21 protein-coding genes are annotated in these 23,685 nt (G+C 62.2%); 7 read left to right on the top strand and 14 right to left on the bottom strand.

Annotated features, from left to right (window positions below; all coding sequences use genetic code 11):
* Positions 1–10: 10 nt before the first annotated feature.
* The 5 genes from B3H64_RS01215 to xdh form a co-directional block, all read right to left on the bottom strand.
* Entirely contained in the window at positions 11–1,222 is a 1,212-nt protein-coding gene (locus B3H64_RS01215) for a MalY/PatB family protein (protein WP_286732188.1), read from the bottom strand.
* Positions 1,223–1,322: 100 nt separating this feature from the next.
* Positions 1,323–2,540: a DUF401 family protein gene (locus B3H64_RS01210; protein ID WP_286732186.1), complete on the bottom strand. Its 1,218-nt coding sequence runs from the start codon at positions 2,538–2,540 to the stop codon at positions 1,323–1,325.
* Between the two features lie 183 nt (positions 2,541–2,723).
* Positions 2,724–4,058, bottom strand: coding sequence for an APC family permease (locus B3H64_RS01205; RefSeq protein WP_286732183.1), 1,335 nt, complete (start codon positions 4,056–4,058; stop codon positions 2,724–2,726).
* A gap of 444 nt (positions 4,059–4,502) precedes the next feature.
* A complete protein-coding gene (locus B3H64_RS01200; RefSeq protein WP_286732180.1) occupies positions 4,503–5,000 on the bottom strand; it encodes a MarR family transcriptional regulator in 498 nt (165 codons plus the stop codon).
* A 355-nt stretch (positions 5,001–5,355) separates the two neighbouring features.
* Positions 5,356–7,917 carry a selenium-dependent xanthine dehydrogenase gene (xdh, locus tag B3H64_RS01195; protein ID WP_286732177.1) on the bottom strand — a complete coding sequence of 854 codons (2,562 nt, stop codon included), beginning with the start codon at positions 7,915–7,917 and terminating at the stop codon, positions 5,356–5,358.
* 234 nt (positions 7,918–8,151) lie between these two features.
* Here xdh and dpaL point away from each other — a divergent pair, with 234 nt between their 5' ends.
* The 7 genes from dpaL to B3H64_RS01160 all read left to right on the top strand — a co-directional run bounded on the left by dpaL (position 8,152) and on the right by B3H64_RS01160 (position 15,627).
* Positions 8,152–9,366 carry a diaminopropionate ammonia-lyase gene (gene dpaL / locus B3H64_RS01190; protein ID WP_050619405.1) on the top strand — a complete coding sequence of 405 codons (1,215 nt, stop codon included), beginning with the start codon at positions 8,152–8,154 and terminating at the stop codon, positions 9,364–9,366.
* 46 nt (positions 9,367–9,412) lie between these two features.
* Positions 9,413–10,825 carry a YgeY family selenium metabolism-linked hydrolase gene (locus B3H64_RS01185; protein ID WP_050619406.1) on the top strand — a complete coding sequence of 471 codons (1,413 nt, stop codon included), beginning with the start codon at positions 9,413–9,415 and terminating at the stop codon, positions 10,823–10,825.
* A 25-nt stretch (positions 10,826–10,850) separates the two neighbouring features.
* On the top strand, positions 10,851–12,050 hold the full coding sequence (gene ygeW, locus B3H64_RS01180) for a knotted carbamoyltransferase YgeW (protein ID WP_286732171.1): 1,200 nt from the start codon (positions 10,851–10,853) through the stop codon (positions 12,048–12,050).
* 95 nt (positions 12,051–12,145) lie between these two features.
* Positions 12,146–13,087 (top strand): carbamate kinase, encoded by a 942-nt coding sequence (arcC, locus tag B3H64_RS01175; RefSeq protein WP_286732168.1) that lies wholly within the window; start codon positions 12,146–12,148, stop codon positions 13,085–13,087.
* A gap of 164 nt (positions 13,088–13,251) precedes the next feature.
* On the top strand, positions 13,252–14,520 hold the full coding sequence (locus tag B3H64_RS01170; RefSeq protein WP_286732296.1) for a putative DNA modification/repair radical SAM protein: 1,269 nt from the start codon (positions 13,252–13,254) through the stop codon (positions 14,518–14,520).
* 10 nt (positions 14,521–14,530) lie between these two features.
* Positions 14,531–15,316, top strand: a complete 786-nt coding sequence (locus B3H64_RS01165; protein ID WP_286732167.1) for a TIGR03915 family putative DNA repair protein — start codon at positions 14,531–14,533, stop codon at positions 15,314–15,316.
* Positions 15,313–15,627, top strand: a complete 315-nt coding sequence (locus B3H64_RS01160; RefSeq protein WP_238075113.1) for a TIGR04076 family protein — start codon at positions 15,313–15,315, stop codon at positions 15,625–15,627. Before B3H64_RS01165 ends, B3H64_RS01160 begins: the two co-directional genes overlap by 4 nt.
* Before the next feature lie 43 nt (positions 15,628–15,670).
* Here the strand turns inward: B3H64_RS01160 and B3H64_RS01155 are convergent, their stop codons facing one another.
* The 9 genes from B3H64_RS01155 to B3H64_RS01115 form a co-directional block, all read right to left on the bottom strand.
* Positions 15,671–15,868 (bottom strand): hypothetical protein, encoded by a 198-nt coding sequence (locus B3H64_RS01155; RefSeq protein ID WP_286732166.1) that lies wholly within the window; start codon positions 15,866–15,868, stop codon positions 15,671–15,673.
* 115 nt (positions 15,869–15,983) lie between these two features.
* The gene (locus B3H64_RS01150; protein ID WP_286732165.1) at positions 15,984–16,817 is read right to left on the bottom strand and encodes a zinc dependent phospholipase C family protein; all 834 of its coding nucleotides are present in this window, start codon (positions 16,815–16,817) and stop codon (positions 15,984–15,986) included.
* A gap of 68 nt (positions 16,818–16,885) precedes the next feature.
* Positions 16,886–17,587, bottom strand: coding sequence for an ABC transporter ATP-binding protein (locus B3H64_RS01145; protein WP_238075127.1), 702 nt, complete (start codon positions 17,585–17,587; stop codon positions 16,886–16,888).
* Between the two features lie 7 nt (positions 17,588–17,594).
* Positions 17,595–18,455 (bottom strand): ABC transporter ATP-binding protein, encoded by an 861-nt coding sequence (locus B3H64_RS01140; protein WP_269190224.1) that lies wholly within the window; start codon positions 18,453–18,455, stop codon positions 17,595–17,597.
* Positions 18,452–19,495, bottom strand: a complete 1,044-nt coding sequence (locus B3H64_RS01135; RefSeq protein ID WP_286732161.1) for a branched-chain amino acid ABC transporter permease — start codon at positions 19,493–19,495, stop codon at positions 18,452–18,454. Before B3H64_RS01135 ends, B3H64_RS01140 begins: the two co-directional genes overlap by 4 nt.
* A gap of 13 nt (positions 19,496–19,508) precedes the next feature.
* Complete coding sequence (locus tag B3H64_RS01130; protein WP_050619415.1) at positions 19,509–20,384, bottom strand: branched-chain amino acid ABC transporter permease; 876 nt, start codon at positions 20,382–20,384, stop codon at positions 19,509–19,511.
* A gap of 207 nt (positions 20,385–20,591) precedes the next feature.
* Positions 20,592–21,839 carry an ABC transporter substrate-binding protein gene (locus B3H64_RS01125; protein WP_050619416.1) on the bottom strand — a complete coding sequence of 416 codons (1,248 nt, stop codon included), beginning with the start codon at positions 21,837–21,839 and terminating at the stop codon, positions 20,592–20,594.
* Positions 21,840–21,982: 143 nt separating this feature from the next.
* On the bottom strand, positions 21,983–22,723 hold the full coding sequence (gene ymfI, locus B3H64_RS01120) for an elongation factor P 5-aminopentanone reductase (protein ID WP_050619417.1): 741 nt from the start codon (positions 22,721–22,723) through the stop codon (positions 21,983–21,985).
* The gene (locus B3H64_RS01115; RefSeq protein ID WP_286732150.1) at positions 22,720–23,511 is read right to left on the bottom strand and encodes an alpha/beta hydrolase; all 792 of its coding nucleotides are present in this window, start codon (positions 23,509–23,511) and stop codon (positions 22,720–22,722) included. Before B3H64_RS01115 ends, ymfI begins: the two co-directional genes overlap by 4 nt.
* Positions 23,512–23,685 lie beyond the last annotated feature (174 nt).

The raw sequence follows: 23,685 nt of genomic DNA, 5'->3' as shown, positions 1-23,685 counted from the left end.
TTTCTAAAAATCACAGGGGATCACAGGCGTTGAACACATACTTGTCCAGCCGGTCAAATGCCTCCTGGACGCGGCTGAGGGGCAGGGCCAGATTCATCCGAATGGAGTTGGGGCCATGGAAGGGGCGGCCATCCTGCCAGATGACACCCACAGCTACGCCGGCCTTCTGAAGCTCGTCGATGGTCTTGCCGTGGGCCTCACACCATTTGGTGCAGTCTAAGTATAGCATATAGGTGCCCTGAGGCTTGGACACTGCCACACCCTCAAAGTGTCTGGTGATGTAATCGTAGGCATAATCCACGTTTTCGGTCAGAACCTGACACAGCTCGTCCACCCACTTGTAACCTTCAGGCTTATAGGCCCCGATAAGGGCATGCATCGACAGCACATTCATGGAGTTGTAATGGGACAGAGAGGTCTCTTTTTCTATGCGCTCTCGGATCCACTTGTTGTAGACGATGCGGTAGGAGCCCACCAGACCAGCCAGGTTGAACGTCTTGGAGGGAGCGTAGATAGCTACGGTACGCTGCCGGGCGTCTTCAGACACGCTCTGGGTAGGCACATGCCTATAGCCATCCAGGATCAAATCAGACCAGATTTCATCGGATATGACATATACGTCATGCTTCTTGTAGATCTCCATGGCCTTCTCCACTTCCCACTTCTCCCAGACACGACCGCAGGGATTGTGGGGGGAACAAAAGATGGTAGCGTGGATCTTGTTCTCCACAATCTTCTTCTCCATGTCCTCAAAATCCATGCGCCAAATGCCCTGCTCGTCCCGCTTCAGGAGAGAGTGGACGATGTGGTAGCCGTTGTTCGTAATGCAGCCTGTAAAACCGATGTAGGTCGGGGAGTGGAGCAACACGTTGTCACCCTTAGAGCAGAATACGTTCAGGGCGCTGATGACACCACCCAGCACGCCGTTCTCATAGCCAACGCACTCCTTAGTCAGGCCTGTGACCCCATTGCGGGTCTCATGCCACTTAATGATGGAGTCATAGTACTCGTCGGTTGGACGAAAATAGCCGAAAGCGGGGTGCTTGGTACGTTCGATAATGGTCTCTGGGATGGTAGGGACAGTTGGGAAGTTCATGTCGGCCACCCACATGGGGATCTTATCAAAGCCCTCTTTGACCTCAACGCCGGGGATAGGGATGTTGTCCACAGCGATGGAGTCTTTTCCATGGCGGTCCATGATGGAAGTGAAATCGTATTTCATGATGCTCGTTCCTTTCTATTTCTTGTATTACACTATTTAGTGCCTTTACTATTAAGTGGGTTATGTTACCTTAACGGCAACTATACAAGATTTCTTTATGTCATAAACCGAAGGCGGACAGAAGGAAATAATAGGCGAAGGCAAGGATGGTAAAGACGGCGACCATGGGCATGGTCTTCATAGCCATGGAGCCCAGCGGCACGTTGTAGTCCTCGGCACAGAGGGTTAGGCAGATGTGAACCGGAGAGATCTGCATGGCCACGTAGTTCATGCACATGAGTAGGATGAATAATGCCAGGGCCGGTCCGCCGTTGAGGGAAGCCATCGCCATGGGCATGGCCAACACGATGATGGCCTGACTGCCCGCCACGATGGAACCGAAGAAAAAGATAAGGGCAAAGACCAGGAAGGTAGGGATAGGCAAGGTAGCAAAGAACTCCGGCAGCTTGGCGATGACACCAGTCGCCGCCAGAACCTCCTTGAAGATCATCACCAGCCAGGTACTGAGGATGAGCTTTCCCTCAAAGGCAGTGCGGAAGAAGGGTCTAAGTTCGGCAAAGCTAAATTTGTTGGCAAAAATATTGATGATGATGCAGATGAGCACCGCCACCTCTACCGGCAGCTTAAAAATCAGGATGATAACAATGGCTAGCACGATGGCCCAGATGCTCTTGGCCAGCAGCTTCCAGTAATAGCTCTTGGGCTTGTCGGGGATTAGATCAGTATCCTTGGGTATCCGCCGCAGATAAACCACATATCCAGTGATAAATAGGGCCGCCACCATAGGCAGCATGGCCAGTACAAAACTGCTGACCGTCACCGCGCCGTTGGTGAGTCCCACAGCAATGAAGATCGTGGTATATGTAGGAAGGAAGCTCTCGGAAATGTGCCGGAAGTAAGAGGTAACAGCAGCCTTCTCCGGGGTGGACAGGTAATCTCCCACGCTGTCCCGGACGATAGGACCACAGATGAGCACGGTGCTGGCCGCAGGGAGACAGCCCAGCAAGAAGGGGGCCACCGAAGTGTTGATGCGCCGATTGTTGAATATCCCGTTGAGGGCCACCTGACAGTTACTTAGGTTCTTGCGCTTCTCCATCATTCTTTGGAGGAAGGTGATGGCGTAGAACACCAACAGCGCCTCAATGGTACTCCAGCCGGTGGCTCCCTTTCCAATGGCTGCCCAGGCCGCGTTTAGGGGCAATTGATAAATGAGGATGGTACCGACAGTGGCCACCGCTACCGCCACCAGCAGCGGCTTTTTCAGCCACATCACCACGATGATGATGGCAAAGACGATCAACAGTTTTACGATATCCAAGGGAAACGCCCTCCTTGTGTGTTGCCGGTTTTGCCTCGTTTGTCCTTCTCCAAGCATCAAACCGAGTCCGGCCTGAGATTTCCAGACAGGGGAAGTGGAGGGCCGGTTGGACGGCCGACCCTCCACTGTTTTAGGGGGATTCCCCAAGTCCTTTCAAACAGTTTTACGGTTTTCTTCGGAAAATCAAGCTTTTTCGTAGCTAATCTCCATGTGGGCGTGCTTACTGCGGACCGCACCGAAGACTAGGGCGACGAAAATGACCACCAAGTTAATGATCTGAAGGGTACGGCTTAGGCGGGTGAAGTTGAGCCAGATGTTGAAGGCGCAACCGAGAGTGCCGATGACTGAGACCAGCTTCAGCATACCGTCGCTGCACTTGAACTTGGAATCAGCCCAATACTCGGGGCAGACCTTGGGCAGCTTCCAGGTGAAGGCGCAAATCATCAGGATGGTGGCGTTGCCGGCGACCAAGCACATGTTGCCCAGCACGGAGACGCTCAGTCCGGTACTGATGCAGATGAAGGCGATGACATAGAGGACGCCCAAGATAATGACGGGGGAATTGTGCTTGTTCAGCTTGGCCAGACCGGCGGGGAGCCAGCCGTCGTCGCAGGCCTGCATGGTGGGCTTGGGGGCCCAGGCCATCTGAGAGTTCAGGGTGGAGACCAGAGCGAAGCCAGCGCCGCACACCATGAAGAACACGTACAGGGGCTTGGCCAGGATGGTCTTGGCCACTAGGGACAGGTTCTGACCGGCCACCTGCTGCAGTGGCAGGACGCCGCCAGCTACCACGCCAATCACGGCATACAGGGCGGCAACCGCCAGGGTGGAGGTTATGATGACCAGGGGGATGTCACGGGTGGGGTTCTTCGCCTCGGCAGACAGGTCGATGATGCAGGTGGCACCGCCGGTGGCGAAGGAGAGCAGGCCGCCAGCCTGGAGCAGACCCAGCATGCCGTCGGTCATAAAGGTCTCGGGCGCGAAATAGCCCGGAGCAATCTTGGTTACACCCACTGCAGCGAACAGACCCAGGGCGATAATCAGGCAGGCCACAATAATGTTCTGCACCTTGGCGAACTTGTCGATACCTAGGCAGTTTAGAACCATGAACAGGGTCAGCAGGACCAGGGCGATGATTTTCTCGTTGCCTATACCGAATAGTGACACAAAATAGCTGGCGAACGACAGAGCGTACATGGAAAGAGACAGGTTTGAGAAGATATAGATGATACTGTAGGCACCCGCCAGCTTCTCGCCGGCCAGCATGGCCACCATAGTATAACGACCGCCTCGGAGACGGACCGTGCCAGAAATGAACAGCATGGGCAGGAACTGAGCAATGGTGATAAGGGCTGCGACACCCAAAGCCAGGGGAACAGAACGGCCCGTCATCGCGAGGGCGGAGCCCAGCAAAGTCATAATACCGGCTCCAATGATCTGACCAATCGACGCACCCATCAGGTCCCAGAAGCCCAGCACCTGCTTGAGTTGTTTGGTGGATCCTCCACTACTTGCCATATTGGGTTTCCTCCTTTGGTTCCTCGTTCAATATCAATAAAAGCGGGCCCACTTTTATTTCACGTTTTGACAGGTATTGTTATGGGACGCTACAGCGTCCCATAACGAAGGGCTAGCCCTCCGTTATGCTTCAGCTCATTTATAGTTAAGATGCTAAATTTTAAAGTATGATCATAATACCACAAAACACTAAAACATCAAGTCAGTTTTTGTGACATTTTGACAGTTTCTGTACTTTCGCCAAAAAGCTTTTTTTGATTTTGTAGAATTTGTATAGCAAATTGGGAATAAATATCTCGAAAAAACAAAAGGCCAGACAGCAAAAGCTGTCCGGCCTTTTTGCCGTCCTTCGTTTGGATGGCTTTGTTAGATTCCAAATATGTCCATTTTATGGTTCAACTGCTTAATATTGCAGTATACCCTATTTCTGCCTTTCATCAAACTCTATTTTTCCTCCACCGTGAGAAATTTCTCCCGACTCCGTCGCACGTCTCCCTGATATGCCTGGTTGGGCCGCCGCTGCACCTTTACGTGATGCTCCAGCTCCTCGTCGGTCAAATCAATCAGCAGCTCATAAGTCTCCTTCTGACAAAAATGGCTAAACTTCTGGTGGTCCTCATAGACCTTCATGCCGCTCTCAGTCAGCTTCAGGTTGAACTGCCGGTTGTTGTCCCGATTTCGGGTCTGCTCCGCCCAGCCTTTTTCCTTCAACCTCCGTACGATCTGTGAGCAGGCGCTGGCCGTCTTCTTCAAGATATTTCCTAAATCGGTAATGGTGATACCGGGATAGACGGCAATGAGGTCGATGATATGGCCCTCGGCCTGGTAAAGGATGTTCTCGCCGTAGTGGTAAGGCAGCGAATCATACTCACACATCAGGTCGTAGGCCTCATCCTGAGCCTCCCAGAGCTGTGTGAACAGCTCTTCCCGTTTTTCTTCCATGTCTGGTTTTGCCCTCCCTGACATATTTTTTATTTCAATTACTTTTACTATATACCTTTTAACCGCTTCTTCACAAGTGAAACTTCCCCCGCAGCCAAGCTTGCAGCCAAGCTTGCAGCCAAGCTTTCCCTCACCGTTTTACCGTTTCTTTTTGAATGATATAGCCTGAATGCATTAATCTTACTGAGGATTTAGACTATTTCATTCTGGCTAGTGTAAAGTTATAGTTGACAAAGGGAACATAAAAAGGAAAGCTGGAAGCTATCTTCCACCGGTCCATCGAAAGGTTTCCGCAAAAGCGTGGCTTTTTTGACAGGCTGCCGGGCCTCTCCCAAGCTTGGGAGAGGCCCGTTTCTCACGCCTTCTTTTTGCGGTAGGGGGTGTCCTCCAGGGGGAGGGCGGTGCGGAAGTTCCCGTCGTAATGGTAATAGGCAAGCTGTACCGCCGGCGGGGTGGGGATGGAGCAGATCTCCCCGATGCCCTTGGCGCCGCAGGCCAGCGGGTCGTGGTTCTTCTCCACGATGACCGCCTGCACCGGTGGAGTCTGGTTGGCCCGGAAAAGGCCCAGGGAGGCGTACACCGCCTTGGGGCGGCCGTTCTCCAGCGGAAAATCCTCGGTGAGGGAGTAGCCCAGGCTCATGACCACGCCCCCTTCGATCTGGCCCTCCACGCTGACCGGGTTGACTGCCCGGCCCACGTCGTGGGCGGCGATCACCCGCGCCACCTTCCCCTCGGCGTCCAGCTCCACCAGATGGGTGGCGTAGCCATAGGCGATGTGGCTGACGGGGTGCTCCTTGGGGGAGCCCAGCTTGTCGGTGATGCCGGTGTATTCGGCGTGGAAGTCCACTCCCTCCACGTCGGCCAGAGTGCGCCCTCCGGCCAGAGCGGCGCTGAGCTCCACGGCGGCGCGGCGGGTGGCCTCACCGGTAAACAGGGTCTGCCGGGAGGCGGTGGTGTTGCCCGAGTTGGGGGCGATGGAGGTGTCGGGGGCATCCCACACCACCTGCTCCGGGGGCAGGCCGGTGGTCTCGCAGACGATCTGGCAGGTGACGGTGCCCATGCCCTGGCCGATGCAGGCGGCGGAGGTGCGGATATGGACCGCGCCCTTCTCCACGTGGAGGGTACAGCGGCCGGTGTCGGGGATGCCCACGCCCAGGCCGGAATTCTTCATGGCGCAGGCGATGCCCGCCTTGGGGTTGGCCTCGTAGTAGGGCCGCACGGCGTCTAGCGTCTCCACCAGGGCGGTGCCCGCGTCGGCGATCTGTCCGTTGGGGAGGGTCTGACCGGGTCGGATGGCGTTGCGGTAGCGGATCTCAAAGGGGGAGATGCCCACCTGCTCGGCCAGCAGGTTCAGGTTGCACTCGGCGGCAAAGACGCTCTGGGTGACGCCGAAGCCCCGGAAGGCTCCGCAGGGGGGATTGTTGGTGTAGTAGGCCTTGCCGTCGATGTCGATGTCCTGGTAGTTATAGGGCCCGGCGGCGTGGGTGCAGGCCCGCTGGAGCACCGGTCCGCCCAGGGAGGCGAAGGCTCCCGTATCGGTGAGCAGGACGGCCTTCATGGCGGTCAGAATGCCGTTTTCGTCGCAGCCGGTGGTGATCTCCATCTCAAAGCCGTGGCGCTTGGGGTGGCAGAGCATGGACTCCTTGCGGCTCCAGCAGACCTTGACCGGCCGCTGGGTCAGCAGGGCCAGGATGGCGGCGTGGTGCTGGACGGACATGTCCTCCTTGCCGCCGAAGCCCCCGCCCACGGACTTGGCCGCCACCCGCACCAGGTCGGGGTTGAGGCCGGTGGCGTCGGCGCACTCCCGCTTGGTCTGGTAGATGCCCTGGTCGGCGGACCAGATCACCACCCCGCCCTTCTCCGGCGCGGCCACGGCGCACTCCGGCTCCAGAAAGGCGTGCTCGGTGGGAGGGGTGTGGTATTTCCGGGTCACCACATATTTGGACTGCCTCAGCTTCTCCTCGGCGTTGCCGCGAACCAGATGCTCGTGGGTGAGCAGATTGCCGTCGGGCTGGATCTGCGGAGCGCCGGGGGCCATGGCCTCCTGGATGGAGAGCACCGGCTGGAGCACCTCGTATTCGATCCTCACCAGGGCCCGGGCCTGGTTGAGGAGCTCGGGCGTGTCGGCGGCGATGAGGACGATGGGGTCCCCGCAGAAGTGGACCTCCTCCCCCACCGGCACCAGCACCCACTGGTCCCGCTTGAGGTGGCCCACCTTGACCTGGCCGGGCAGCTCGGCGGCGGTGAGCACCGCCCGTACCCCCGGCAGGGCCCTGGCCTCGGCCGTGTCAATGGACTTGACGATGGCTCTGGGGTACTCCGAGCGTACCGCTCCGCCGTGGAGCATGCCCGGCAGGTGGATGTCGTCGGTGTACTCGGCCACGCCCAGAGCCTTGGCCGGAGCGTCCACCCGGGGCAGGTTCTCCCCCACCCGGCCGGAGAAGTCCTCGTGGGGGACGGCCTCCCCCTCCCGGAAGATCCGGGCGGCCAGGAGCACGGCGTCCTCGATCTTCTTGTAGCCGGTGCAGCGGCAGATATTGTTGCGCAGGGCGAAGCGGACCTCCTCCCGGCTGGGGTCCGGGCTGGCGTCGATCAGGCCCTTGGCGCTCATGACCATACCGGGGGTGCAGAAGCCGCACTGGACCGCGCCGCAGTGGGTGAAGGCATAGGCGTACACGTCCTTCTCCCGCTCGGTGAGGCCCTCGCAGGTGACGACGCTCCTGCCCTCCATTTTGGAGGTCTTCTGGACACAGGCCTTTGTGGCTTTGCCGTCGATGAGGATGGTGCAGGTGCCGCACGCGCCCTCGGAACAGCCGTTCTTCACCGAGGTGAGCAGCAGCTCCTCCCGCAAAAAGGTGATGAGCTTTTCCTCTTTGTCTGTGGATACCGATTTGCCGTTTACCGTAAAGGTGAACATGTCGGGCCCTCCTTTTGTCCGGACGTATGCTTCCGTTGCTTCTAGCTTAACACCGAAAATACACAAAGGCAAGGAAAGAACATCCGTCAAAATTGCCAAAAATCTAAAAAACTTTTTGGTGTAACAAAAATTTTTTAGTTCACCCCTTGACTTGCGGCGCAGGCGTGTTATGATAGGGCCAGAACGAACCAGAAAATTTTTTAGGTCTCATGATGATTGGGAGGAGACGACGGCATGAGAGAGCAGATCCGGTGGACCGACAACCATATGCCACCCAGCGGGGACCGGCAGTTGGAGATCATGTCCCTGGCCAATGTGGCCAAGGCGCGGTTTTTCCACAGCAGCTTTCCCCAGTACAGCGTGACCCCCCTGGCCCGGCTGGACGGCATGGCCCGCTACCTGGGGCTGGCCGGGCTGTTTGTAAAGGACGAATCCTTCCGGTTTGGTCTGAACGCCTTCAAGGTGCTGGGCGGCTCCTTCGCCATGGCCCGCTACATCGCCCAGCAGATGGGCCGGGACGTGTCCGAGATGACCTATGACTACCTGACCAGCGACCGGCTGAAGCAGGCGTTCGGCCAGGCCACCTTCTTCACCGCCACCGACGGCAACCACGGCCGGGGCGTGGCCTGGGCGGCCAACAAGCTGGGGCAGAAGGCCGTGGTACATATGCCCAAGGGCAGCTCCCGGGCCCGGTTCGACAACATCGCCCGCGAGGGCGCCGCCGTCACCATCGAGGCGGTCAACTACGACGCGTGCGTGCGCATGGCCGCCGCAGAGGCCGCGGGGACCGAGCACGGCGTCATCGTGCAGGATACCGCCTGGGACGGCTACGAGGAGATCCCCTCCTGGATCATGCAGGGTTACGGCACCATGGCCAGCGAGAGTGCCGACCAGCTCCGGCAGATGGGAATCAACCGGCCCACCCACGTGTTCGTCCAGGCGGGAGTCGGGTCCCTGGCCGGCGCGGTCATCGGATACTACACCAACCTTTTTCCCAACGATCCTCCCAAGTTCGTGGTGATGGAGGCCCGGGCGGCCGACTGCCTCTACCGGGGGGCCCTGGCCGGGGACGGAGCACCCCGGATCGTGGAGGGCGATCTCCAGACCATCATGGCCGGGTTGGCCTGCGGCGAGCCCAACACCCTGTCCTGGGACATCCTGCGCAACCACACCACCGCCTTTGTCTCCTGCCCCGACTGGGTCAGCGCACGGGGGATGCGGATGCTGGGCGTACCGGTGAAGGGGGACCCGGTGGTCATCTCCGGCGAGTCCGGTGCGGTGGGCATGGGTCTCATCGCCGCTCTGATGGAGACCGACGAGTACCGGGACCTGCGGGACGTCATCGGGCTGGACCGCTTCAGCCAGGTGCTGCTGTTCTCCACCGAGGGCAACACCGACCCCATGAAATTCCGCAAAGTGCTCTGGGATGGGGAGTACCCCACCGTATAAATCTGTGGTACAATTAAAATTGATACGATCAATGGAGGGCTTTCAAATGGACTTTGAGAAAATCAAGGCGGCTGCCGCAGGCTACAGCGCCGACATGAACCGTTTCCTCCGCGCCATGATCTCCCATCCCAGCGAGAGCTGCGAGGAGAAGGAGGTCGTGGCCTGCATCCGATCCGAGATGGAGAAGCTGGGCTACGACAAGGTGGAAGTGGACGGCCTGGGCAACGTCATCGGCTGGATGGGCGAAGGCGACAAGATCATCGCCATCGACTCCCACATCGACACCGTGGGCGTCGGCAACCGCGGCAACTGGACCCACGACCCCTACGAGGGCTACGAGGACGACGCGGTGATCTACGGCCGCGGCGGCTCCGACCAGGAGGGCGGCATGGCCTCCGCCGTTTACGGCGCCAAGATCATGAAGGATCTGGGCCTCATCCCCGCCGGCTACCGGATCATGGTGGTGGGCTCCGTGCAGGAGGAGGACTGCGACGGCATGTGCTGGCAGTACATCGTCAACCAGTTCTTCCCCGCCAACCGCATCCAGAAGGAGCAGGTGGAATTCGTCATCTCCACCGAGCCCACCGACGGCGGCATCTACCGCGGCCACCGGGGCCGCATGGAGATCCGGGTGGACGTGAAGGGCGTGTCCTGCCACGGCTCCGCCCCCGAGCGGGGCGACAACGCCATCTACAAGATGGCCGACATTCTCCAGGATGTCCGCGCCCTCAACGAAAACCCCGCCGACGACACCGTGGAGATCAAGGGCCTGGTAAAAATGCTGGACCCCAAGTACAACCCCGAGCACTACGAGGACGCCCGCTTCCTGGGCCGGGGCACCTGCACCACCTCTCAGATTTTTTACACCTCTCCCAGCCGCTGCGCCGTGGCCGACTCCTGCGCCATCTCCATCGACCGCCGCATGACCGCCGGCGAGACCTGGGACTCCTGTCTCCAGGAGATCCGGGACCTGCCCAGCGTGAAGAAGTATGGCCAGGACGTATCCGTGTCCATGTATATGTACGACCGGCCCTCCTGGACTGGCGAGGTATATGAGACCGAGTGCTACTTCCCCACCTGGATCAACAAGGCCAGCGCCGCCCATGTCCAGGCCCTGGCCGACGCCCACCACGCCCTGTTCGGCGCGGAGCGCATCGGCCATGCCGACGCCGATCCCGCCCGGGACGCCATGCACCTGCGCGCCGGCCGCCCCCTCACCGACAAGTGGACCTTCTCCACCAACGGCGTGGCCATCCAGGGCCGGTACGGCATTCCCTGCGTGGGCTTCGGCCCCGGCGCCGAAAGCCAGGCTCACGCCCCCAACGAGATCACCTGGAAGCAGGACCTGGTGACCTGCGCCGCCCTGTACGCCGCTGTGCCCGGCCTCTACAAAGAGGAGAACAAGACCGGCGACGCAACCCAGTTCCGCGCCACCCTCACCGACAACGACATCCGCTAAACAAAGAATAAAGGAGAATGCCATTATGGATCAGACCCTTCAGATGTATATTGACAAGCTCAACAAGCTCAACTTCCAGGAGATGTACGAGGGCGACTTCTTCCTGACCTGGGAGAAGTCCGACGACGAGCTGGAAGCCGTGTTTACCGTGGCCGACGCCCTGCGCTATATGCGCGAGCACAACATCTCCACCAAGGTGTTCGACTCCGGTCTGGGCATCTCCCTGTTCCGGGACAACTCCACCCGCACCCGTTTCTCCTTTGCCAGCGCCTGCAACCTGCTGGGTCTGGAGGTCCAGGACCTGGACGAGGGCAAGAGCCAGATCGCCCACGGCGAGACCGTCCGCGAGACGGCCAACATGATCTCCTTCATGGCCGACGTCATCGGCATCCGGGACGACATGTATATCGGCAAGGGCAACCAATACATGCACGACGTGGTGGACGCCGTCACCGAGGGCCACCGGGACGGGGTTCTGGAGCAGAAGCCCACCCTGGTGAACCTCCAGTGCGACATCGACCACCCCACCCAATGCATGGCCGACATGCTGCACATCATCCATACGTTCGGCGGCGTGGAGAATCTGAAGGGCAAAAAGGTAGCCATGACCTGGGCCTACTCCCCCAGCTATGGCAAGCCCCTCAGCGTGCCCCAGGGCGTCATCGGCCTGATGACCCGCTTCGGCATGGACGTGGTGCTGGCCCACCCCGAGGGGTATGAGGTCATGCCCGAGGTGGAGGCGGTGGCCCGGGCCAACGCCGCCAAGACCGGCGGCACCTTCACCAAGACCAACTCCATGGCCGAGGCCTTTGCCGGCGCCGACATCGTCTACCCCAAGAGCTGGGCCCCCTTCGCCGCCATGGAGAAGCGCACCGACCTGTACGCCCAGGGCGACAGCGCGGGCATCCAGGCCCTGGAGCAGGAGCTTCTGGCCCAAAATGCCCAGCACAAGGACTGGTGCTGCACCGAGGAGCTGATGAAGACCACCAAGGATGGCAAGGCCCTGTACCTGCACTGCCTGCCCGCCGACATCAACGGCGTGTCCTGCGTGGACGGCGAGGTGGAGGCCAGCGTCTTTGACCGCTACCGCACCCCCCTGTATCAGGAGGCCAGCTTCAAGCCCTACGTCATCGCGGCCATGATCTTCCTAGCCAAGGTAAAGGACCCCCAGGCCACCCTGAAGGCCCTGGAAGAGCGCGCCGCCGCCCGCTGGTTCCAGAAGTAATTTTCTCTTGCTCCATCCATGACCCGCCCCTCCCTCCACCGCGCCGGGGCGGGTCATGTCTGTTTTTACTGCAATACAGGAGGTATTATCGAAATATGGGTAAACGAATCGTTATCGCCTTGGGCGGCAACGCGCTGGGCAGCAACCTGCCGGAGCAGATGGTCGCCGTAAAGCAGACCGCCCGGGCCATCGTGGACCTCATCCAGGAGGGGCACCAGGTGGTCATCGCCCACGGAAACGGACCTCAGGTGGGGATGATCCAGAAGGCCATGACCGAGCTGACCCGCTCTGACCCTGACAAGTATATTCCCTGTCCTCTGTCTGTCTGCGTAGCCATGAGCCAGGGCTACATCGGCTATGATCTGCAAAACGGCCTGCGGGAGGAAATGCTGGACCGGGGCATCTCCAAGGGGGTGGCCACGGTGCTGACCCAGGTGGAGGTGGACCCGGACGACCCCGCCTTCCGGCACCCCACCAAGCCCATCGGGGCCTTTATGACCCGGGAGGAGGCCGAGCGCATGGTGGCCGAGCGGGGCTATGACGTCATCGAGGACGCCGGCCGGGGCTACCGCCGGGTGGTGGCCTCCCCCCGGCCCCAGTCCATCGTGGAAATCGAGTCCATCCGGGACATGGTGGAGGCCGGCCTGGTGGTGGTGGCCTGCGGCGGCGGCGGCATCCCCGTTTTTAAGACCGGGGGACACCATTTGAAGGGCGCGGCCGCCGTCATCGACAAGGATTTCGCCTCCTGCACTCTGGCCCAGCAGTTGGACGCCGACTGCCTCATCATCCTCACCGCCGTGGAAAAGGTGGCGGTGCATTTTGGCAAACCGGAACAGAAGTGGCTGGACCGCCTGACTCCCGACCAGGCCCGGATCTATATGGGCGAGGGGCACTTCGCCCCCGGCTCCATGCTTCCCAAGGTGCAGGCCGCCGTCCAGTTTGCCGAGTCCAAACCTGGGCGCACCGCGCTCATCACACTGCTGGAAAAAGCCAAGGACGGCATTGCCGGCCGAACCGGCACTGTCATTTCCCTTTGACCCCGCCTCCTCCTTCCCTTCCCCATGCCACGCTTTCCCACATGCCGGAGGGCGGCCCCGCAGTGCGGGGCCGCCCTCCGGCACTCCATTTTTTCCCTCTTGACAAAACGCCTGTTCGAGTTATAATAATGGTACAAATGTTCTATTTGGAGGGGGCGCAGCCCGTGGAGCTGCTGGACAAGCTGACCATTCTCACCGATGCGGCCAAATATGACGCCGCCTGCACCTCCAGCGGCCTGGACCGGGCCGGGCGGCCGGGGCGGTTGGGCTCCACGGTGCTGGCAGGGTGCTGCCACTCCTTTTCCGCCGACGGCCGCTGTGTCACCCTTTTCAAGGTCCTGCTGACCAACGTGTGCGTCTACGACTGCCAGTACTGCGTCAACCGCCGATCCAGCGACGTGCCCCGGGCCGCCTTCACCCCCCGGGAGCTGGCCGAGCTCACCATTCAGTTCTACCGCCGCAACTACATCGAGGGGCTGTTCCTCTCCTCCGCCGTGCTGAAAAACCCGGACTACACCACCGAGCGCATGATCGAGACTCTGCGTATCGTCCGGCAGGACTACGGCTTCGCCGGGTACATCCACGCCAAGGCCATCCCCGGGGCGGACCCGCTGCTGACCTGGCGGCTGGGCCTGCTGGCCGACCGGCTCTCCGTCAACATCGAGCTGCCCTCGGAGCAGAGCCTGGCCCTGCTGGCCCCGGACAAGAAGAGGGACGCCATCCTGTCCCCCATGCGGCAGATCCGGGACGGGGTGGCCCGCTCCAGCCAGGAGCTCAAACAGTACCGGGGCGCCCCCCGATTCGCCCCGGCGGGCCAGTCCACCCAGATGATCATCGGCGCCACCCCGGAGACCGACCTGCACATCCTCCGCCTCACCGAGGCCCTCTACCAGAAATACCGGCTCAAGCGGGTCTTTTACTCGGCCTATCTGCCGGTGTCGGACAGCGCCCTTCTCCCCGCCCGGCGGGATTTTCAGCCGCCCCTGCTGCGGGAGCACCGGCTCTACCAGGCGGACTGGCTCCTGCGCTACTACCACTTCACCGCCGCCGAGCTGCTGGACGAGGCTCACCCCGACTTCGACCCCCGGGTGGACCCCAAATGCTCCTGGGCCCTCAACCACCTGGAGCAGTTTCCGGTGGAGGTCAACCGGGCCGATTATGAGATTCTGCTCCGGGTCCCGGGCATCGGCGTCCGCTCAGCCCGGCGCATCCTCACCGCCCGGCGGGTGGGGCCCCTCACCTTCGAGGGACTCAAGCGGCTGGGCGTGGTCCTCAAGCGGGCTCAGTATTTCCTCACCTGCTCCGGACGGATGCTCCCCGGCCTCAGCCGGGTGCGCCCGGACGGCGTCCTGCGCCGTCTGGTGGCGCTGGAGCAGCCCGCCCTGGCAGGCCCCGCCCCGGAGCAGCTCTCCCTGTTTGACCCCACCGGTTAGGAGGTGCCCCATGTCCCAATGGCCCCAGTTTCAGTATACCTACGACGGCAGCTTTGCCGGATTCCTCTGCTGCGTCTACGAGAGCTACGTCCGCAGGGAGCTGCCCGTCTGCTTCGCCATGGCGGAGGACCCCCGCCTCACCCTGTGGCCCGACCGAGCGGTGGAGACCTGCCGGGAGCACGCCGAGCGGGTCTACCGCTCCCTGGCCCGGCGCATCTGCCTGGAGGCCCAGCGCTGGGTGGTCCGCGGCTTTCTCACCTGCATGCCGGAGAAGGAACGGCGGCTTTACGACTTTATCCGGCTGGGCTACAGCGTGGGCCCGGCGGCGGTACGGGACCTGACCGATCCCCGGGTGGCCGCCCTGCGCACCGCCCTGCTCCACCTGAATGGGGAGGTCCACCTGCTGCGCGGCTTTGTCCGCTTCTCCCAGCAGGAGGGGGCCCTGGTGGCCGAAATCGAGCCCAAAAACCGGGTCCTCCCCCTGCTGCGGCCCCACTTCTGCGCCCGGTACTCCGGGGAGCGCTTCGTCATCTACGACCGCACCCACCGGGAGGCTCTCTTCTACCAGCCCGGGCGGTGGGCCATCGTCCCCCTGGACCGGTTCGAGGTGGCCGCCCCCGACCAGGCCGAGCTGGACTACCGGCGGCTGTGGCGGCGGTTCTACGATACCATCGCCATCGAGGAGCGCCGCAATCCCAAATGCCGCATGACCCACATGCCCAAGCGCTACTGGAACACCATGACGGAATTTCAAACGGACCCGGCCCCCGCCGGGAGAAAGGAACGGATGGAATGAAGAATGTGAAAATCACCGTGCTCCGCAAACAGCTCTATGAGGATTTCGCGGAGGAGCACCTCACCGACGGGATTCAGCCCTGCGATTTCTATGAGGAGGGCGACACCTTCCTCTACACCGGCGGAGCGGAGATGCCGGAGGGCTTCTGCCCCTGGGCCTGGATCGACGTCTACCGGAGCGTCTCGGCCCTCTCCGCCGGGGCCACCTTTACCCCCTGGCAGAAGCGGGACGGGGTGAGCGTGGTATGCTGTACCGACGGCATCCGGCCCGTTACCTTCCTGCTGGAGGCTCTGGAAGCGCTTCCCGGATAGAAAAACATGCGCCCGCCCGGCTTTCAACCGGGCGGGCGCATGTTCATGCTTTTTTCAGGATGGCCTCCAGACGCTCCGCCGGGACCGAACCGATGGGGCGGGGGGGGGCATAAGGGGCGATGTTCTTCTCAAACCAGGCCACATCGCGCCGCCAGTCGCACGGGAAGTCTGTGCTGCGGTAGGTCCCCAGCCGCCGGAATCCCATGGCCTGGTGGAGCCCCCCGCTCTTCTCGTTGGGCACCGTGACCCCGCCTTAGACCGTCTTAACCCCCTGGAGCGCCAGAATCTCCAGCAGGGCCGCGCTGTCGGCGGCCGCTGCAAACCGGGATGTCATCCGCTTCTCTCCTCCCCTCACCTTACCAAGCGGGGGCCGACTGGGGCGCCGCTTCCGTCTTCCGGTAGGCCATGCCGCCGAAGTCCCGGTCCAGCCAGGGGTCCAGGGGGGCGCCCTCCTCCACTGCGGCAAAGAAACGGCCGATCTGTTCTGCCGCCACCGGGACCGCCCGCTCCAGCAGCGTCCCCAGAACTCGGCTGCTCTCGGCGCTGGCCGGAGCGGGGACGGCCTCCAGGATCATTCCTCTGGCCCCCGCCAGGACTGGGAGGCGCCCACACAGCCGGCCGGCCGCCCGACCGGCCCGGGTACCGCTCACTCGGGCCAGCAGCGCCGTGTCCCGCCGCATGGCCAGATAGCCCTTTCGGAACTCCGCCGGTCCCGCCGTACCATAGGCCAGCGCCGCGGCCTTGCAGACCGCCTCCCCGGCGGGGGGCGGCAAATGCGCCCGCCGGGCGTCCAGTCCGGCCCGCTCCATCAGCAGCCGGTCAAACTCCGCCTCCATGGCCAGGTGGGCCAGCTCCCCCCGGGCGGCCCGGGCCTCCACATAGGGGTGGCAGGCGCTGTCCAGCGCCAAATGGCACAAAAATCCGGCGGCGTAGCCCCGGCTCATGGGCACGCACTCCTCCACCGCCGCCCGCAGCCGCCGGAAGGCGGGCAGGGCGGAGCGTTTGTGCATCTTCAGCCCCTCCCGCCGAGCCGGGTTGCCGGTGGCAGGATGGTAGAAAAACAGAGGGTCGGGGCCCAGGCAGCCCAGATCAAAGGCCGCCCGCTCCCCCTCCAGCGAGGTCCGGAGGTCCTCCGGGAGGTGGGCCAGGACCCTGGCGCCAAAGGTCAGATGTGCAAAGTAATTGGGCATGGGATTTTCTTCCTCTCCAAAGACAAACAGTCCGGCGGCCTGCGGCCCGCCGGACTGTCGAACGGGCGTCAGCCGCCCAGGTATGCTTTTTTGACCGCCTCGTCGGCCAGGAGCTCGGCGCCGGTGCCGGAGGTGACGATGCGTCCCGTCTCCAGCACGTAGCCCCGGTCGGCCACCGACAGGGCCATCTGTGCGTTCTGTTCTACCAGCAGGATGGTGGTGCCGCCCGCGTGGAGGGTCTTGACGATGTCGAAGATCTCGTCCACCAGGATGGGGGCCAGACCCATGGAGGGCTCGTCCAGCATCAGCAGCTTGGGCTTGGACATGATGGCCCGGCCCATGGCCAGCATCTGCTGCTCGCCGCCGGACAGCGTGCCGGCCACCTGTCTGCGCCGCTCCTTCAGGCGGGGGAAGCGCTGGTACACCACTTCCATGCTCTCGTCCAGCTCACTCTTGGGCCGGGTGTAGCCGCCCATCTCCAGGTTCTCCTCCACCGACATCTGGGTGAACACCCGGCGCCCCTCGGGCACATGGGCCAGGCCCATCTCCACGATCTTGTGGGGCTTGATCCCCGCCAGGGGCCTGCCCAGAAATTCCATCCCGCCGGTCTTGGTGTGGAGCAGGCCGGAGATGGTCTTGAGGATGGTGGACTTGCCCGCGCCGTTGGCGCCGATGAGGGTGACGATCTCCCCCTCCTCCACGTGGAAGGACACGTCCTTAATGGCGTGGATGGCGCCGTAGTACACGTTGATGGTTTCCACATTGAGCATCATGGCGTCATCCCTCCTTGTTGCTGCCCAGGTAGGCCTTGATGACCTCTGGGTTGTTCTGGATGTCCTCGGCGGTACCCTTGGCAATGACCTGACCGAAGTTAAGCACGCAGATGCCCTCGCAGATGCCCATGACCAGGCTCATGTCGTGCTCGATGAGCATGATGGCGATCTGGAAGGTATCCCGGATCTTGACGATGTTGTCCATCAGCTCACTGGTCTCGGAGGGATTCATGCCCGCCGCCGGCTCGTCTAGCAGCAGCAGGGACGGGTTGGTGCCCAGGGCCCGGACGATCTCCAGCCGCCGCTGGGCGCCGTAAGGCAGGCTGCCCGCCTCGTGGCCGGCCAGGTCCTGCATGTCAAAGATGCTCAGCAGCTCCATGGCCCGCTCCCGGGCAATCTTCTCCCCCCGCCAGTAGCCCGGCAGACGGAGGATGGCCGCCGGCAGGCGGTAGTCCATCTCATTGTGCAGGCCGATGAGCACGTTGTCCAGCACGCTCAGGCTCTTGAACAGGCGGATGTTCTGGAAGGTGCGGGCGATGCCCAGCTTATTGACCTGGATGGTGTTCAGACCGGCGGTGTCGTGGCCGTCCAGCAGGATGGTGCCCCGGGTGGGGTGGTAGACCTTGGTCAGCAGATTGAATACCGTGGTCTTGCCCGCGCCGTTGGGGCCGATCAGGCCGGCGATCTCGGTGCGGCCGATGGCCATGTTGAAGTCGTTGACGGCGGTCAGGCCGCCGAAGTCGATGCCCAGGTGGCGGCACTCGAGGATGGGGCTCTTGTCCACGTCCCGCTCTGGGATGATGTTGGGGTTGGGCACCGGCACCAGCTTGGCCTCGGGTATGCGTCGATTGGCGGCTGCACTCATTTCTGAGCCCCCTCCTTTCCCGTTCTGGTCCCGCCGTTCATCAGCTTCTCCAAGATGCGGGACAGGGAGAAGTCATAGGTGCCCATGAGGCCCTTGGGGCGGAAGATCATCATCAGCACCAGCAGCAGGGAGTAGGCCACCATCCGGTAGTCCGCCACCGAGCGCAGCAGCTCAGGCAGAATGGTAAGCACCGTGGCCGACAGGACGGAGCCCAGCATGGAGCCCATGCCGCCCAGCACCACCATGACCAGGATCTCGATGGACTTCATAAATTTAAAGGTAGAGGGGTACAGGGAGCCCAGATACCCGGCGTACAGGCAGCCGGCGATGCCCGCGAAGAAGGCGGACAGAACGAAGGCCATGACCTTGTAATAGGTGGTGTTGACGCCGCAGGACTCGGCGGCGATCTCATTCTCCCGGATGGACAGGATGGCCCGGCCGTGGCGGGATTTCATCACCATGTGGATGATCAGGCAGGTAAGAGCCACGCAGAGGAACACCAGCGTGAAGCTGGAGATCTTGGGGATGCGCTTGAGGCCGGCGGCGCCGTAGGTAAACTTGAAGCCCAGCACCGAGTCGATGTTGGTCAGGACCACCCGGATGATCTCGCCGAAGCCCAGGGTGATGATGGCCAGATAGTCGCCCTTCAGCCGCAGGGCGGGGATGCCGATGATGAGGCCGAAGATACCCGCCATGATACCGGACAGCAGCAGAGCGGCGACGATATAGGGCAGGCAGCCGGCGGTATTGCCCGTCTTGAGCAGCTCGTCCACGGGGGTGGACTTGAGAAAGATGCCGCCGGTGTAGGCGCCCACCGCCATAAAGCCGGCGTGGCCCAGGGGAAGCTGGCCCAGATAGCCGGTGGCCATGTTCAGGGAGACGGCCAAAATGATGTTGATGCCCACGGTGACGAGGATGCCGGACCAGTAATTGGTGATGGACCCGCTCCGGATCAGACCGAAGAGCACCGCCCACAGGGCGATAGTCAGCACCAGGTTGATCCCATAGCGGACGGGCATGGAAATGCGTTTTTGTTTCATGTCGCCCACCTCCTCAAACCTTTTCCGTGATGGGCCGGCCCAGGATGCCCGTGGGCTTGACCAGCAGGACCACGATCAGGATGGCAAAAACCACGCCGTCCTTCCACACGGACAGTCCCGCGGCGGAGACCAGCGCCTCGGCCATGCCGATGGCGAAGCCGCCGATGACCGCCCCGGGAATGGAGCCGATGCCGCCCAGCACGGCGGCCACGAAGGCCTTCAGGCCCAGCATGGAGCCCATGGTGGGGCTGGCCTGGGGATAGGCGCACATGTACAGCACCGAGCCGATGCCCGCCAGCGCGGACCCCACGGCAAAGGTGAAGGAGATGGTCTTATTGATGTTGATGCCCATGAGCTGGGCGGCGCCCATATCCTCGGACACGGCCCGCATGGCCTTGCCCAGCTTGGTCCCCTGCACCAGGAAGGTGAGCAGAAGCATGGCCGCCACCGAGACCAGGATGGTGATCAGGGCCGCATAGCTGATACTAATGCCGCCCACGCTCAGGTTGCCGGTGACCATGGGGTCCATGCTCTTGGAGTCGGCTCCAAAAATGAGCTGGGCCCCGTTTTCCAGCAGGAAGGAGATGCCAATGGCGGTAATGAGGAGGCTGAGACGGGGAGCGGAGCGCAGGGGGGTGTAGGCTACCTTCTCGATGACCACGCCCAGCAGGGTGCTTACCACCACTGCCAACACCACCGACAGCAGCGGGTGGAGGTGGAAGGTGGTAATGGCGTAGAAGGTCATGTAGGCGCCTACCATAATGATGTCGCCGTGGGCAAAGTTGAGCAGCAGGATGATGCCGTACACCATGCTGTAGCCCAGGGCCACCAGCGCAAAGATGGAGCCGGTCTGGAGCCCGTTGATGATTTGGGCGATCACGAGGGACATCCGTGCGTCACGTCCTTTCTTTCTCTTCAGACGGCGGGGCCTGGTCCGGCCCCGGCTGAGACCTTTGATACGGACGGCCAGTGGCCGCCCCCACGGTCCGGACACCGTGGAGACGCCCATTGGACGTCCGTGTTGCCTGTCCCGTATGCAAGGACAATGCGGGGGGAAGGAGCACTTCCCCCCGCACTGCAGTGGCTTGCGTCGGGCTTAGTACAGCTCGGTGAATTTCTCCTCGCCGCCCTGGAGCTGGATCATGGCGGCGGACTTGATGGGATTGTTGTACGGATCGAAGGTGTAGGAGCCGGTGATGCCCTCCGTGCCGTCGTTGGCGGCCAGAGCGTCAATGACGGCCTGTTTATACTCGTCGGTACCGGCGGTGAGGCCGGCGTCCTCAGCGGACTTCAGGGCATTGCACATCAGCATGGCGGCGTCATAGGCCAGAGGGGCAAACATGTTGGGCACAGGCTCGCCATAGGTGGCCTGGTAGTCGGCCTCGAACTGAGCCACGGACTCGGTACCGGGGGCGTAGCCGGAGCAGTAGACGGTGCCCTCCAGATCCTCGGGAGAAGCGTAGTCCCTGATGCCGCCGAAGCCGTCGCCGCCCAGGAAGGTGGCGGTGATCCCAGCCTGACGGCCCTGGGTGATGGCCAGGCCGGCCTCACCGTAGTAAATGGGGCAGAACACCACGTCGGGGTTCTTGGAGGCGATGTTGGTCATCTGGGCCTTGTAATCCTTGTCACCGGTGGCAAAGGCCTCGGTGGCCACCACCTCCAGGCCCAGCTCGGCGGCCTTCTCCACAAAGGCGTCCTTCAGGCCCTCAGAGTAGTCGTTGCCGGTCTCGAAGAGGATGCCCGCGGTCCTGGCGCCCAGCTTGTTGTAGGCGTAGTCAGCCATCTTCTCGCCCTGGAAGGGGTCGATGAAGCAGGAGCGGAACACGTTGGTGCGGATCTCGCTGTTTTCGTCCTCGGGGTCGATCATGGTCACGCCGGCCGCGGTGGCGGAGGCGGTGATCTGGGGCATGTTGACCTCGTAGGTGGCATCGGCCAGGGCGATGGTGGCGCCGGTGAGCACGGAGCCGATGACGGCGGTGATGCCGTTGTCCATGGCCAGGTTGAAGGCGTTGACGGTCTCGATGCCGTCGGCCTTGTCATCATACTCCAGGACCTTGATGGTCTTGCCGTTGATGCCGCCGTTGGCGTTGAGCTGATCAATGTACAGCTTGGCGCCGTTATGGACCGGAATGCCATACTGGGCATAGTCGCCGGTGGTGTTGGTGATCAGGGCGATGGTGATCTCACCGCTCTCGCCGGTGGAGCCGGTCTCGGCAGGCTGAGACGCCGCGGGAGCCGAGGCGGACGGCGAGGGGCTGGCGGAGCTACCGCCGCCGCAGCCGGCCAGCAGGGAGAAGCACATGGCAGCCACGAGAGCAAGAGACAAAACACGGAACTTCTTCATTTCATACTACCTCCTTTGGGATTGTTGACAATTATAAGCTCCCCTTCTAAAATTGTCAACCGTCGTTTCCGCCAAAAGGCCTTTTCCGCACAGAATATTTCAAGCAGAAATGACAAAGTTGCCCTTCCGTCCTTCATTTCCGGTCAGATCAGAAAGCCGCCGTCCACGCCCAGCACCTGTCCGGTAATAAAATCCGCCCCCTCGGAGGCCAAGAACAGCACTGCCCGTGCCACCTCCTCCGGGGCGCCGAGGCGGCCCAAAGGGGTCTCCTCCGCCAAAACGGCCAGGTCCCCGGGAGGCAGATGGGCATTCATGTCGGTGTCAATGACCCCCGGCGCCACGCAGTTCACCGTGATGCCGGAGGGCCCCAACTCCCGGGCCAGGGCCTTGGTTAGCCCTATGACGCCCGCTTTGGCGGCGGAATAGGCCGCCTCACAGGAGGCCCCGGAGCGCCCCCACATGGAAGAGACGGTGACAATGCGCCCCGTCTTGCGCGCCACCATATGGCGGTAGACTGCCCGGCAGCAATAGAATACTCCGTCCAGGTCCACTCCCATCAGCCTGCGCCAATCTGCATCACTTGTTTCACACAAAAGTCCCTGGGAGGCCACCCCTGCGTTGCATACCAAAATGTCAAGTTGACAAAATTTATCCAACACATTGTCAACCATACGCCGGACCTGCTCCGGGTCGGAGACGTCGGCCTGCACCGCCAGAGCTGGGCGGCCCTCCGCCGCCAGCTCCGCCGCCAGGTCCTCTGCCTCCCGTCGGGAGTGGTGATAGTTGATGGCTACCGCGTAGCCCGCCCGGGCAAGCGTCCGGGCCGTGGCGGCGCCTATGCCCCGGCTGCCGCCGGTAATCAATGCCGTTTTCATTTCCTTCACAGTCCTTTCAGCCACTCCAGGCACAGGGGGAACCAGGTGGCCACATGGGGGTCCTGCTGCTCCGGCCGCCCCTGCGTCCGCCGGTCGGCCAGGGCCATGGCGTGAGGGCCGTCGGGGTAGAGGTGCAGTTCAAAGGGGACCCCCGCCCGACGCAGCGCCGCCACATAGAGCAGGGTGTTTTCCGCCGGAACCCGGTCATCGGTCCCGGTACACCAAAGAAACGCGGGGGGATTTCCGGCGGTCACGCTGTTCTCCAGCGAGAGCTCCGGCGGTATCTCCGCCATGTCGTCCGCTCCTGTCAACGTGCGGAAGCAGTCTGCAGCCCCGAACGCCCCGGCGGTGACGACCGGGTAGCCGAGGATGACCGCGTCCGGTCGGGCCTCCGCCGGGCGCAGGCCCAGGCGCTCCTCCAGCACAGGACTGCCCCAGAGGTTGGCCAGACAGCCTGCCAGATGGCCTCCGGCGGAAAAGCCGCACACCGCCACCCGGCCGCCCCGTCCTCTCCGGATGCGCGCCAAAGCCGCCCCAGCCTCCAGAAAGGGCTGGGGCCAGCAGTTGGGCGCCACACTGTAGTCCAGCACCCAGGCGTGGATTCCGGCCGCCGCAAAGGCGGCAGCCACCGGTGCCCCCTCCCGGGGAGCCGTCATCCGATAGGCCCCGCCGGGCAGCAGGAGCACACTCCACTCGCTTTCTTCCCCCGCCGCCGGAAATTCGGTCATGCGGAGCTCCGTGGCCGCCTCCGGCAGGCGTGGGTCCAGCTCCCAACGGCTCCAGACGCGCGTCCTCACAGTCATCCCTCACTTTTACGTCATTTTTCCCAGTATACCAGCTTTCACGCCGGTTGACCACCCTCTTGTGAAAAAAGCCTTGACAAGCCCTTACCAATCCGCTATAATGATTTTTGCACTTCGGACGATTAGCTCAGCTGGTATGAGCATCCGCTTGACGTGCGGGAGGTCACA

Origin of the sequence: Intestinimonas sp. UBA1698 (assembly GCF_002320075.1) — a bacterium.
GTDB classification, from domain to species: Bacteria; Bacillota; Clostridia; order Oscillospirales; family Oscillospiraceae; genus Intestinimonas; species Intestinimonas massiliensis.
This window is presented reverse-complemented; position numbering and strand designations above follow the sequence as displayed.

Excerpts from the sequence above, each read along its gene's own strand:
- B3H64_RS01215 (WP_286732188.1), bottom strand. The coding sequence starts at position 1,222 with ATGAAATACGATTTCACTTCCATCATGGACCGCCATGGAAAAGACTCC.
- B3H64_RS01205 (WP_286732183.1), bottom strand. The coding sequence starts at position 4,058 with ATGGCAAGTAGTGGAGGATCCACCAAACAACTCAAGCAGGTGCTGGGC.
- B3H64_RS01200 (WP_286732180.1), bottom strand. The coding sequence starts at position 5,000 with ATGGAAGAAAAACGGGAAGAGCTGTTCACACAGCTCTGGGAGGCTCAG.
- xdh (WP_286732177.1), bottom strand. The coding sequence starts at position 7,917 with ATGTTCACCTTTACGGTAAACGGCAAATCGGTATCCACAGACAAAGAG.
- dpaL (WP_050619405.1), top strand. The coding sequence starts at position 8,152 with ATGAGAGAGCAGATCCGGTGGACCGACAACCATATGCCACCCAGCGGG.
- B3H64_RS01185 (WP_050619406.1), top strand. The coding sequence starts at position 9,413 with ATGGACTTTGAGAAAATCAAGGCGGCTGCCGCAGGCTACAGCGCCGAC.
- ygeW (WP_286732171.1), top strand. The coding sequence starts at position 10,851 with ATGGATCAGACCCTTCAGATGTATATTGACAAGCTCAACAAGCTCAAC.
- arcC (WP_286732168.1), top strand. The coding sequence starts at position 12,146 with ATGGGTAAACGAATCGTTATCGCCTTGGGCGGCAACGCGCTGGGCAGC.
- B3H64_RS01165 (WP_286732167.1), top strand. The coding sequence starts at position 14,531 with ATGTCCCAATGGCCCCAGTTTCAGTATACCTACGACGGCAGCTTTGCC.
- B3H64_RS01160 (WP_238075113.1), top strand. The coding sequence starts at position 15,313 with ATGAAGAATGTGAAAATCACCGTGCTCCGCAAACAGCTCTATGAGGAT.
- B3H64_RS01150 (WP_286732165.1), bottom strand. The coding sequence starts at position 16,817 with ATGCCCAATTACTTTGCACATCTGACCTTTGGCGCCAGGGTCCTGGCC.
- B3H64_RS01145 (WP_238075127.1), bottom strand. The coding sequence starts at position 17,587 with ATGCTCAATGTGGAAACCATCAACGTGTACTACGGCGCCATCCACGCC.
- B3H64_RS01140 (WP_269190224.1), bottom strand. The coding sequence starts at position 18,455 with ATGAGTGCAGCCGCCAATCGACGCATACCCGAGGCCAAGCTGGTGCCG.
- B3H64_RS01135 (WP_286732161.1), bottom strand. The coding sequence starts at position 19,495 with ATGAAACAAAAACGCATTTCCATGCCCGTCCGCTATGGGATCAACCTG.
- B3H64_RS01130 (WP_050619415.1), bottom strand. The coding sequence starts at position 20,384 with ATGTCCCTCGTGATCGCCCAAATCATCAACGGGCTCCAGACCGGCTCC.
- B3H64_RS01125 (WP_050619416.1), bottom strand. The coding sequence starts at position 21,839 with ATGAAGAAGTTCCGTGTTTTGTCTCTTGCTCTCGTGGCTGCCATGTGC.